Below are 11,746 nucleotides of genomic sequence, written 5' to 3'. Positions count from 1 at the left end.
CCGCGGGCTGACCCGGGAGCCGGACGTCAGAGCAGGTCGCTGCCCTGGGTGCGCTCGAGGCGCAGGCGGCCCCCGTCCGCGGCCACCAGCTCGAGCGCGGCGGCACGGCGGTCGGGCTCGTGGTCGCGCGCCGGGTCGCCCGCGACGACGCGCTCGCCGTCCGGCGTGCGCAGCATCAGGGGGCCGGCGAGCAGGCGCAGCAGCTCGCTCTCGCGCCGCATCGCCTCCGGCGTCCCCGCGACCAGCGTCGAGACCAGCGGCCCGAAGGTGAGCGTGTCGCCTGCGAGCGCCCACGTCCCGCGCAGGCGGTTGACGCCGCCGCTGCCGTAGACCTGCCCGTCGCCGTCGAACGCCAGCTCGGCGGTGCGCGCATGCTCGTCGGGAGTGTCGGACGCCGCAACGGCGGCGGAGGTCAGCACCGACACCCGCCACGTCCCCACGAGTCGCAGCATGCGCCGATCATGGCACCGGCCCGCGCGGGCCGCGAGGGGTCAGCCGCGCGGCTGCTTGTCCGCCCACGCGCCGAGCTCGGTGCGCGGCCCGGTGTAGAAGGGCACCTCCTCGCGCACGTGCAGGCGGGCGTCGGTCGCGCGCAGGTCCCGCATGAGGTCCACGATGCGGTGCAGCTCACCGGCCTCGAACGCCAGGATCCACTCGTAGTCGCCCAGGGCGAACGCCGAGACGGTGTTGGCACGCACGTCGGCGTAGTCGCGTGCGGCGTGACCGTGCTCGACGAGCATGCGCCGGCGGTCGTCGGCGGGCAGCACGTACCAGTCGTACGAGCGGACGAACGGGTAGACGCACATGTAGTCGCCCGGCTCCTCCCCCGCGAGGAACGCCGGCACGTGGGACCGGTTGAACTCGGCCGCGCGGTGCAGGCCCACCACCGACCACACGGGCAGCAGGTGACGGCCCAGGTCGCTGCGCCGCAGCCGCTGGTACGCGCCCTGGACCTGCTCGACGGTCTCGGCGTGCCACCAGACCATGAGGTCCGCATCGGCGCGCAGTCCCGCGACGTCGTACCAGCCGCGGACCACCAGGCCCGTGTCCTCGGCGACCGCGGCCAGCGCGTCCGCGACCAGCTCGGCGCGCTCGTCGTCGGCCTCGGGCAGCACCTCCTCGAGCGCGAAGACCGACCACATGGCGTAGCGGACGGTCGAGTTGAGCGCCTCGACGTCGGTGGGGGCGTGGCTCACGGGGTGGTCCTTCCGGTGGCGGAGCGGTGAGGTGGTGCGGGTGTGGCGAGGCGCGAGGGCTCAGCGCCGCGGGTCCGCGCCGCATGCGGCGAGGCGACCCGAGTCGACGCCGTGCTGACGGCGGCAGCAGTCCGGCGCGCACACGTCGGGCCGCGCGGGCAACGCGCCCACGCGCGCCTGCTCGGGAGCGGGCTCGCCGGCCATCGCGGCGCGGGCCGTGGCGGCGCGCTCGAGGATCAGGTCCACGAGCCCGCTCACGAACACCGCTCGCGTCCCGACGGTGTCCGCGCGCACGGCCTTGACGCCCAGCTCACGCGCGGTCTCGAGCGCCTCGGTGTCGAGGTCGAACACGACCTCCATGTGGTCGGACACGAACCCGATGGGCGAGAGCACCACGGCGTGAACCCCGGCGGCCGCGAGCACCGCGAGGTGGTCGTTGACGTCGGGCTCGAGCCACGGCTGGTGCGGCGGGCCGGACCGGGAGCAGTAGGTGAGGTCCCACTCGACCGTCCGCCCGATGCGCTCGCCCGCGGCAGCGGCGACCGTCGCGGCGACGTCCAGGTGCTGCTGCGCGTAGGACGGACCGGCCAGACCGGAGGCCTCCTCCATGGTCAGCGGGACGGAGTGCGTCACGAACACCACGCGCGCGTCCTCGGGGACCTGTGCGAGCGCCTCGACCACGGCGTCGACGTTCGCGGCGACGAAGCCCGGGTGGTTGAAGTACGGGCGGACCTTGTCGATCACCAGCGGGTGCTCCCCCGCCGGCAGGCCCAGGTCCGCGCCCAGGTCCTCGAGCGAGGACCAGAAGTCCTCGCGGTACTGCCGGCACCCGGAGTACGACGCGAACGCGCTCGTCACCAGGGCGAGCACGCGCCGGGCGCCGTCGGCGTGCGCCGCGGCCAGCGCGTCCTTGGTGTACGGCGTCCAGTTGCGGTTGCCCCACAAGACGGGCAGGTCGATCCCGCGGCGCGTGAGCTCCGCGACCAGCTCGCGCTGCAGCGCGAGGTTCTGGCCGTTGATCGGGCTCGCGCCGCCGAAGTGGTGGTAGTGCTCGGCCACCTCGGCGAGCCGCTCGTCGGGGATGCCCTTGCCGGCGGTCACGTTGCGCAGGAACGGCATCACGTCCTCGGGGCCGTCCGGTCCGCCGAAGGAGGCGAGCAGGAGTGCGTCGTACGGTGCCGTCAGGTTCTGGGGGGTCTCGTCGTGCACCGTCCGATCATCCCAGCCGGACGCGTGAACGCCCGGCGAACCGAGCACGCCGTGGCGTGAGATCGACCCGACGCGGTGTCAGATACGTCCACCGTCAGCCCTTGACCGCGCCGCCCAGACCCGCACCACGCAGGAACATGCGCTGGAAGACCAGGAACATCACCACGGGGATGAGCGTGGAGATCGCGAGCGCGGCCATGAGCGTGCCCTTGTCCACGTTCGCCATCGACTGCAGGTACACCGACAACGGCTTGACGGTCTCGGACTTGAGCACCAGGAACGGCCACAGGAAGTCCTTCCACGACGCGATCACGGCGAACACCGAGACCACGCCGACGATCGGCCGGCTCATCGGCAGCACGATCGACCAGAACATCCGGAACGGGCCCGCACCGTCCACGCGCGCGGCCTCGAACACCTCACGCGGCAGCGAGTCGAAGAACCTGGCCACGAGCACCACGTTGAACGCGCTCGCCCCCGCGGGGAGCCACACCGCCAGGTAGTTGTCGATGAGCGACTGGCCCACGGGCGGGTCGACCACGATCTTGTACAGCGGGATCAGCAGCACCACGGCCGGCACGAACAGCGTGGTCAGCACGGCCCAGTGCAGCGCGCGCGCCCAGCGTGGGCGCAGCACCGACAGCACGTACCCGCCCGTCGTGGCGACCAGCACCTGGACGAACCACGAGCCGAACGCGACCCACACGGTGTTCAGGAAGTACTGCCCGATGTGGTACCTGTTCCACGCCTGGTCGACGTTCTCGAGCGTGGGTCCGTGCGGGAACACCGCCATGGGCGCGGTCAGGATGTCCTGCGTCGGTGTGAACGCGTACTTCGCGAGCAGCAGCAGCGGGCCCAGGCACCACACCAGCAGGAGCACGAGCAGCACGCCGTGCATGCCACGCCAGGTCCAGCGCACGCCCGGCCGTCGCCAGTCGGCGACCGACAGCGCTCCGCGCTCACGCTCGTCGGGCGCCGCGCGACGGCGGCGCGGTCGGGCCGGCGCCGTGCCGCGCGCGGGCGCCGGGCCGAGGCTCGCCGCCGCGGGTGCCCCGGCGGGTGCGCCGGTGGCCTGGACGGGGGTCGACCGGGGCGAGGTGGTGGTCACGACGTGCTCCAGGATCGCGTCAGGCGGAAGTACAGCAGGGACATGACGGCCAGGAACGCCGCGAGCAGCAGGCTCAGCGCGGTCGCCTGCCCGAAGTTGTTGCCGAGGTTGGCGAACGCGAGGTTGTAGACGCGCAGCATGATCGTCTCGGTCGCGTGGTTGGGACCGCCGTTGGTGAACAGGAACGGCTCGAGGAACACCTGGGCCGTGCCGATGACCTGCAGGATCAGCGTGATGAACAGGACGCCGCGCAGCTGCGGCAGCGTCACGTGCCAGAGCTTGCGCCACACCGAGGCACCGTCGACCTCCGCGGCGTCGTACAGCTCGGCCGGCACGCTGATGAGCGCGGCCAGGTAGATGATCACGGTGCCGCCCGCGGCCGCCCACGTCGCCTCGAGCACGAGCGAGGGCATGGCCCACGTCGCGTCCGCGAGCCACGGGTACGGACCCAGACCCACCCAGCCGAGCACGGTGTTGAAGACGCCCTCGGGCCGCGGGTCGTAGAAGAACTTCCACAGCAGGACGGCGACCACGGGCGGCACGACGACGGGCAGGTAGGCGAGCACCGAGTAGAAGCCCTTGCGCCGGCGCAGCTCGCTCATGAGCACCGCACCGATCAGCGGGACGGGGTAGCCGAACACGAGCGCGAGCACCGCGAACCACGCGGTGTTCCGCAGCACCGTCGGCAGGAGCGGGTCCGTCAGCACCGCCCGGAAGTTGTCCAGGCCCACCCACGTGGGTGCGTCGACGAGGTTGGTCTTCTGCAGGCTCATCTCGACGGCGGACACGATGGGCCACCACGAGAACACGCCGAACACGACGAGCAGGGGCAGGGCGAGCACGAGCGCGCTCAACCCGCCGCCGCGCACCCAGGTCGCGGGCGTACCGCGCGAGCGCTCGCGCTGGTGCGGCCGGAACGGGCCCGGCTCAGGGGTGGGTGCCGCGGGGGCGGCGGTCAGATCAGGGGTGGTCACGACGAGCTCCTCGGGCTGGGCGGGCACGGCCGGGGCGGCCGACCGGGCGCAGGGGCGTGCCGGTCGGCCGCCGTCGGTCAGCTCGCGGCGTCGATCGCCGCCTGGCCGGTCGCGTCCGCCGCCTCGAGCAGCGCCGCGACGTCGGCGCCCTCGTCGGAGATCACGGCCTGCACCACCGGGAACAGCGCGTTGTACAGGTCCTGCGTGGCCACCGACGCCTCGGGCACCAGGTTCTGCGTGAACATCACGTCGGTGTACCCGCTCATGTCCTCGAGCGGGACGTTGACGAAGTCCGCGATCCACTCGAGGTTCTGGTCGTACAGCTCCTCGGAGAAGATCGGCAGCACCGGGGTGCCCACGGCCTGCGCGGGGTCGGCCTCGGCACGCGTCCGGGCGTCGGCGACGGCCTGCTCCTGGTCCTGCAGCTTGGACAGGTACCACCAGTCGATCCACTTCACCGCGGCGTCCTTCTCCGCGTCGGTCGAGTCCTTGCGCACCGCGGCGAGCGTGCCACCGGTCAGTGCGCCGCCGTCACCCGTGGTCGGGATCGCGGTGAGGCCGTAGCCCCACTCGGCGTCGACGCCGTTCCCCTCGACGAGCGCGTTGTAGACGTCCGAGCCCGACGTGTACATGGCGACCTCACCGCCCGCGAACGCCGCGTTGATCTCACCCCAGCCGAGGTCGGCGCGGGCCAGCAGCGAGTCGTCCTCCCAGCGCAGGGCCTTGAGCCACTCGAGGTGCTCGGCGACCGCGGGGTCGTCCAGCGTCGCGGTGTACGCGCCGTCACCCTGGGCGGTCTCGATGACCCCGCCGCGCGAGTTCGCGCCCGCTGCGAGCTGCCAGCCGCCGGACGCGTCGAGCGCCATCGTCGCGTACCCCGCGACACCGGTCTCGTCGTGGATGGTCTTGGCGGCCGCGCGCACCTCGTCCCACGTGGTGGGCGGGTCGTCCGGGTCCAACCCGGCCTGCTCGAACAGGTCACGGTTGTAGTGCAGCGCGACGGCGTAGATGGACTTGGCCGGCACCGCGAAGATCGTGCCCGCGTCGTCCTGGCCGTTCGCCAGCAGCTTCGCGTTGAAGTCCTCGCCGTACGGCAGCGCGCGGACGAGGGCGTCGATGTCCGCGAGCTGCCCGTTCTCGATGAGCGTCTTGCCGTCGGTCAGCGGGATCTCGAACACGTTCGGCAGCGTGCCTCCGGCCAGCTGCGTGGTGAACGTCGAGTTGCGCCACTCGTAGTCCTCGGTCTCGACCGTGATGTTCGGGTACTCGTCCTCGAACGCCGCGACCCGGTCGGCGAGCTGCTTCTTGGCGGCGTCGTCGGCCGTCGGCAGCAGGCCCGCGACGGAGATCGTCACCGACGTGTCCCCGGTGGTCCCTCCCGAGGGCTCGCCCTGCGGTGTCGAGTCGTCGCTGCACGCGGCCAGCAGGCCGAGCGACAGCACGCCCGCGGTCGCGAGCGCAGTGGTGCGGGTGAGCCTCATCGTCACTCCTTCGTGAGTGCGCCGGGACGACCGGCGCGATGGGGTGGTGCGGGCGTCCTGCCGGGCTGCGGTGCGCGCCAGGACCGTCGTCGGGTCAGGGGGTCGGGGTGAGCGGACCCCCGGGCCCGCGGAGCCACGCGGCGGTGTCGCGCGGCAGTCGACCTGCCACGAGCGGACCGCTCGTCAGCAGGACATCGGTGTGCGGCGGCAGGTCCGCCGGGTCGTCTCCCAGGTTGACGACGCAGACGACGTCGCCGCGCGCGAACGCGAGCACGTCGTCGGGCGTCTCGAGCCACGTGAGCGACCCGTCGCCCAGTGCCGGCTCGGTGCGGCGCAGCGCCAGCAGCTCCCGGTAGAGCCGGAGCATCGAACCCGGGTCGGCGGACTGCCGCTCGACCGTCAGGTCCGCCCAGCACGCCGGCTGCGGGAGCCACGGCGGCCGCGTCGCACCCGGCGGGCTGAACCCGAACGGGGCCGCGGAGCCGGACCACGGGAGCGGCACCCGGCACCCGTCGCGGCCCGGGTCGACGCCGAGCGAGCGGAAGTGCATCGGGTCCTGCAGCACCTCGAGCGGCAGGTCCTCGACCTCGGGCAGGCCGAGCTCGTCCCCCTGGTACACGTACAGCGCGCCGGGCAGGGCGGCGGTCAGCAGCGCGGCGGCCCTGGCGCGCCGGTGACCGAGCTCGAGGTCGGTCGGGGTGCCGAACCGCTTGCGGGCGAAGGCGAACGACGAGTCCTCGCGCCCGTAGCGCGTCACCGGGCGCGTCACGTCGTGGTTCGAGAGCACCCACGTCGCGGGAGCCCCGACCGGGCCGTGCGCGGCCAGCGTCATGTCGATCGACTCCCGCAGCGCCTTGGCCTGCCACGGACGCGCCATGAAGTCGAAGTTGAACGCCGTGTGCATCTCGTCGGGACGCAGGTACTGCGCGAAGCGCGCGCGGTCCGCGAGCCAGACCTCGCCGACGAGGATGCGCGTGCCCGGGTAGGCGTCGGCGAGCGCGCGCCACGCGCGGTAGACGTCGTGGATCTCGTCGCGGTCCACGTGCGGGTGCTCGCCCGGACCGGGGTGCTCGGTGTACTCCGGAAGCGCGTCGTCCTTGATCAGGAGGGCCGCGGAGTCGATGCGGATGCCGGCCACGCCCCGGTCCAGCCAGAACCGCAGCACGTCCTCGAACTCGGCGCGCACGTCGGGGTGCGACCAGTTGAGGTCCGGCTGTGCGGGGGCGAACAGGTGCAGGTACCACTCGCCCGGGTTCCCGTCCGGGTCGGTGGTGCGGGTCCAGGTGCTCCCCTGGAAGTCGGACACCCACTGCGTGGGCATCAGCTCGCCGTGCTCACCCTTGCCGGGGCGGAACCAGAACCGCGCACGCTCGGGCGACCCCGGGCCTGCCGCGAGCGCCGCACGGAACCACGCGTGCTGCTCGGACACGTGGTTGGGGACGATGTCGACGATGGTCCGGATGCCGTGCTCGAGCGCCTCGCCGACGAGCGCCTCCGCCTCCTCGAGCGTGCCGAACGCGGGGTCGATCGCGCGGTAGTCGGCGACGTCGTACCCGCCGTCGGCGAGCGGCGAGCGGTACCACGGCGTGACCCAGATGGCGTCGACGCCGAGGTCGCGCAGGTACGGCAGCCGCGCGCGCAGCCCGGCGAGGTCGCCCGTCCCGTCGCCGTTCCCGTCGGCGAAGCTGCGCGGGTACACCTGGTAGATCACGGCTCCCCGCCACCACGTGGGGTCGGTCGCGGGCTGAGGTCGGGAGGACGTCGTCGTCACACCGGCGACACTAAAGGACTGAACAGAAAGCGCGCAAGAACCCGACAACGGCGTTACCGAAGCGTGACATCAGCACGGAACACGAGCGCGCGTCAGGCACGACGACGCCCGGACGCGCGTCGTGCTCACCCCCGACGGGGTGGCGCGGAGCGCCCGTCTGCGCGGCGCTCAGGCCGTGCGGGTGGCCGGTGCGGGAGCGGTGGAGCCCCGCACCACGAGCTCGGGCTCGAACAGCAGCTCGTCCTGCGGGACCGCTGCCCCGTTGATCTGGCTGACGAGCAGGTCGATCGCCGCACGCCCCATGGGCTCGATGGGCTGGCGCACCGTCGTGAGCGGCGGCTCGGTGCAGTTCATGAAGGCCGAGTCGTCGTAGCCCACCACCGAGACGTCCTCCGGCACCCGCAGGCCCGCCCGGCGGGCCGCCCGGATCGCGCCGAGCGCGAGCGGGTCGGACGCGCACACGATGCCCGTCACGCCGTCGCGCAGCAGCCGGCCGGCCGCCGCCTGCCCGCTCTCGAGCGAGTACGCCGAGCGCACCACCTGACGGTCCTCGAGCGTCAGCCCCAGGTGCGCGGCCACGGCGCGAGCGGCGTGCAGCTTGCGCTCCGACGGCACGTGGTCGGCCGGGCCCAGGACCAGGCCGATGCGCGTGTGCCCGAGCGACGCCAGGTGCCCGACGGCCTGCTCGATCGCCACCTCGTCGTCGCACGAGACGCGCGGGAACGGCAGCTCGTCGATCGACGCGTTGATGAGCACCACGGGAAGCTGGCGCCCCGTGAGCCGCTCGTAGTGGGCGTGCGTGGCGTCCCGCTGGGCGTAGTTGCCGCCCGCGAACACGATGCCCGAGACCTGCTGGCCGAGCAGCAGCTCGACGTAGTCCGCCTCCGAGACGCCGCCCGCGGTCTGCGTGCACAGCACGGGCGTGAAGCCCTGCTGCGCGAGCGCGCCGCCCACGACCTCGGCGAACGCCGGGAAGATCGGGTTCTGCAGCTCCGGCAGGACCAGGCCGACCAGCCGTGCGCGCTCGCCCCGCAGCTTGGTGGGCCGCTCGTAGCCGAGCACGTCCAGCGCCGTCAGGACGGCCTCCCGCGTCGCGTCGGAGACGCCCGGCTTGCCGTTGAGCACCCGGCTCACGGTCGCCTCGGAGACACCGACCTTGCGCGCCACCTCTGCGAGTCGTCGAGACATCCCGTCATGCTAGCGCGCGTGCACGCAAACCGCTTGCGTCATCACGCAAACCGCTGACGGCCGCGGGCCGTCCGGCGAGCTCAGTGCGCGGGCTGCAGCATCAGGGCGTCGGCGATGCCCTGCGCCCACTGCGCGACGACCTCGAAGTTGCGGTGGTCACCGGCCCGCGCACGCGCGCCGGCGATGATGGCGCGCTCGGCGAAGGACAGCGCCGCCACGTCGAGGCGGCCGCGGAAGCTGCGGTGACCACGCGCGTGCAGCGCCTGCGCCAGCGCCGCGATCTCGTGCGGCGAGTTGGCGGCGGCGGCGGGCTGCGTCGCGAGACCCGACGAGAACAGCCACACCGCGGGCGGCACGCGGTCCGCGGCGATGCGCTGACCGAGCTCACGCGCGGCGGAGATCCAGTGCCCGGTGTACACCGCCGAGCCGAGGACCAGGGCGTCGTACCCGGAGGCGTCGGTGACCTCGTCGGCCGGGAGCAGGTCGACGTGGCAGCCGCGACCGCTCAGCTCGGCCGCGATCCTCTCGCCGATCCCCCAGGTCCCCCCGTGACGTGACGCCACTGCGACCAGAACGCGCACGGCACACTCCCCTCGTCGAATCCCCGGTGCTCCTCGCCCGTCCATCGTGCGTCACAGGGGTCCGGATGCCGTGGGCCCGAGGTCCCGCGGTCCGTGCGGCGGCCGTCACGTCCCGCGAGCTCAGGGGATGCGCGCCTGCCCGGTGCGCAGGCGGTCCGTCAGGTCCCGCAACGTCGCGAGCTCGTCGGCGTCCAGCACGCCGCCCACCAGGCGGTGGATCTGCGCGACGTGCCGACGGCCGACCTCCCGCTGCAGCGCGGCGCCCTCCTCGGTCAGCGTCACCACCACCCCCCGGCCGTCCTGCGGCGCGGGCGACCTCCGCACCCAGCCGCGCGTCTCGAGCCGCTCGACGAGGCGGGACAGGCTCGGCTGCGTCAGCAGGCTCTCGGCGGCGAGCTCGTGCAGGCGCGCCGCGCCGTCCGGCCGGCCCGAGAGCGCGAACAGCACGTCGTACTCGCGCACCGTGAGCTCACCCCACACGTCCTGCGCGGTGAACCGGCGCATGAGTGCGACCTGCGCGCGGAACAGCGACTCCCACGCCGCGGCCGCCTCACGCGCGGTCGCGCGGCGCCCCGCACGCTCCGTCATGACCGCTCCACGCCGTCGCAACTATCGAGACGCGCCGCGCAACCTAATGGATTCACCGTCTCGCGCGGGCCGACGCGCGTGAGCACGCTGTCCCCCGCCGGTCGTCTCGACGAGGAGGAACCCATGCCCATCACCCAGTCCACGCGCACGAGTGTGCCGCGTCGGCAGGTGGCACGCCGCGTCGCGGTCGTCGCGGCGGCCGCCGCGCTCGCGGTCGCCACGTTCGCCGTGCCCGCGTCGGCCGCCACGCTGCGCGAGCTCGGCACCGCGGCCGGCAAGGACGTCGGCTTCGCGCTCGACCCCAACCGGCTGTCCGAGACCGCCTACAAGCAGATCGCCGACTCCGAGTTCTCCCTGGTGGTCGCGGAGAACGCGATGAAGTGGGAGTCGACCGAGCCGCAGCGCGGGCAGTTCTCGTGGGGCCAGGCCGACGCGGTCGCGTCCTACGCCGCGACCACCGGCAAGAAGCTGTACGGCCACACGCTCGTGTGGCACCAGCAGCTGCCCGGGTGGGCGCAGAACCTGGGCGCGAGCGAGCTGGAGTCCGCGATGGTCTCGCACGCGAGCACCGTCGTGCGGCGGTACGCGGGCCAGGTCGTGGCGTGGGACGTCGTCAACGAGGCCTTCGAGGAGAACGGCACGCGCCGCCAGTCGGTGTTCCAGCAGAGGCTGGGCAACGGCTACATCGAGACCGCGTTCCGCGCCGCTCGCAGCGCCGACCCGGCGGTCAGGCTCTGCTACAACGACTACAACATCGAGGGCATCAACGCGAAGTCCGACGCCGTGTACGCCATGGTCAAGGACTTCAAGGCGCGCGGCGTGCCGATCGACTGCGTGGGGCTGCAGTCGCACTTCATCGTCGGCCAGGTACCGTCCTCGCTGCGCCAGAACATGGAGCGCTTCGCGGCCCTGGGCGTCGACGTGCGCGTCACCGAGCTCGACATCCGCATGACCATGCCGTCGGACTCCACCAAGCTCGCGCAGCAGGCCGCCGACTACCGCTCGGTGTTCAGCACGTGCAACGCGGTCGCGCGGTGCCAGGGCGTCACCATCTGGGGCATCACCGACAAGTACTCCTGGGTCCCCGACGTGTTCTCGGGACAGGGCGCCGCGCTCGTGTGGGACAACGGCTACGCGCCCAAGCCGGCCTACGCGGCGATCCAGGCCGCGTTCGGGGGCGTCACACCGACACCCACGCCGACGCCCACGCCGACGGCGACCGCCACCCCGACGCCCGACCCCACCACGCCGCCCGCCGGTACGTGCAGCGTGACGTACGGCGCCAGCACCTGGAACACCGGGTTCACCGCGAACGTGATCGTGCGCAACCTGTCGGCCACGCCCGTCGACGGCTGGCGCCTGACGTTCACGTTCCCGTCCGGGCAGAGCGTGACGCAGGCCTGGAGCTCGACCGTCACGCAGCAGGGCGCGCAGGTCACCGTGACCAACGCACCCTGGAACGGCTCGATCGCGCCCGGGCAGAGCCAGACGTTCGGCTTCAACGGCGCGCACCCCGGCACCAACGGCACGCCGACCGGGTTCGCGCTCAACGGCGCGGCCTGCTCGGTCGTCTGACGCGACACCGCAGGGCCCGCGTTCCCCACCGGTGCGCGGGCCCTGCGGCGTCCCGGGTTCTCGCGGGCCCCGCGA

Annotated in this window: 11 protein-coding genes; 1 reads left to right on the top strand and 10 read right to left on the bottom strand. The window is 73.0% G+C overall.

The features are described from left to right. Nucleotides 1–26: 26 nt before the first annotated feature. From CELGI_RS05335 to CELGI_RS05290, 10 genes are all read right to left on the bottom strand, one after another. A complete protein-coding gene (locus CELGI_RS05335) occupies nt 27–452 on the bottom strand; it encodes an META domain-containing protein (protein ID WP_013883088.1) in 426 nt (141 codons plus the stop codon). Between the two features lie 39 nt (nt 453–491). Further along, on the bottom strand, nt 492–1,196 hold the full coding sequence (hemQ, locus tag CELGI_RS05330; RefSeq protein ID WP_013883087.1) for a hydrogen peroxide-dependent heme synthase: 705 nt from the start codon (nt 1,194–1,196) through the stop codon (nt 492–494). 60 nt (nt 1,197–1,256) lie between these two features. Then, complete coding sequence (locus tag CELGI_RS05325; protein WP_013883086.1) at nt 1,257–2,405, bottom strand: ferrochelatase; 1,149 nt, start codon at nt 2,403–2,405, stop codon at nt 1,257–1,259. Between the two features lie 94 nt (nt 2,406–2,499). Next, nucleotides 2,500–3,513, bottom strand: coding sequence for a carbohydrate ABC transporter permease (locus tag CELGI_RS05320; protein WP_013883085.1), 1,014 nt, complete (start codon nt 3,511–3,513; stop codon nt 2,500–2,502). Further along, nucleotides 3,510–4,487: a carbohydrate ABC transporter permease gene (locus CELGI_RS05315; RefSeq protein ID WP_013883084.1), complete on the bottom strand. Its 978-nt coding sequence runs from the start codon at nt 4,485–4,487 to the stop codon at nt 3,510–3,512. Before CELGI_RS05315 ends, CELGI_RS05320 begins: the two co-directional genes overlap by 4 nt. A gap of 77 nt (nt 4,488–4,564) precedes the next feature. Further along, nucleotides 4,565–5,968 (bottom strand): ABC transporter substrate-binding protein, encoded by a 1,404-nt coding sequence (locus CELGI_RS05310; RefSeq protein WP_013883083.1) that lies wholly within the window; start codon nt 5,966–5,968, stop codon nt 4,565–4,567. 94 nt (nt 5,969–6,062) lie between these two features. Further along, on the bottom strand, nt 6,063–7,739 hold the full coding sequence (locus CELGI_RS05305; RefSeq protein ID WP_013883082.1) for a glycoside hydrolase family 13 protein: 1,677 nt from the start codon (nt 7,737–7,739) through the stop codon (nt 6,063–6,065). Between the two features lie 168 nt (nt 7,740–7,907). Continuing rightward, entirely contained in the window at nt 7,908–8,927 is a 1,020-nt protein-coding gene (locus CELGI_RS05300) for a LacI family DNA-binding transcriptional regulator (RefSeq protein WP_013883081.1), read from the bottom strand. An 80-nt stretch (nt 8,928–9,007) separates the two neighbouring features. After that, the gene (locus CELGI_RS05295) at nt 9,008–9,508 is read right to left on the bottom strand and encodes a flavodoxin domain-containing protein (RefSeq protein WP_013883080.1); all 501 of its coding nucleotides are present in this window, start codon (nt 9,506–9,508) and stop codon (nt 9,008–9,010) included. Nucleotides 9,509–9,628: 120 nt separating this feature from the next. Further along, the gene (locus CELGI_RS05290) at nt 9,629–10,096 is read right to left on the bottom strand and encodes a MarR family winged helix-turn-helix transcriptional regulator (protein WP_013883079.1); all 468 of its coding nucleotides are present in this window, start codon (nt 10,094–10,096) and stop codon (nt 9,629–9,631) included. 123 nt (nt 10,097–10,219) lie between these two features. Between CELGI_RS05290 and CELGI_RS05285 the strand changes: the two genes are divergently transcribed. After that, the gene (locus tag CELGI_RS05285) at nt 10,220–11,671 is read left to right on the top strand and encodes an endo-1,4-beta-xylanase (RefSeq protein ID WP_013883078.1); all 1,452 of its coding nucleotides are present in this window, start codon (nt 10,220–10,222) and stop codon (nt 11,669–11,671) included. Nucleotides 11,672–11,746 lie beyond the last annotated feature (75 nt).

Origin of the sequence: Cellulomonas gilvus ATCC 13127 (assembly GCF_000218545.1) — a bacterium.
GTDB lineage: Bacteria > Actinomycetota > Actinomycetes > Actinomycetales > Cellulomonadaceae > Cellulomonas > Cellulomonas gilvus.
Note: the sequence above shows the minus strand (reverse complement) of the source record. Positions and strands in the feature narration are given on the sequence as shown.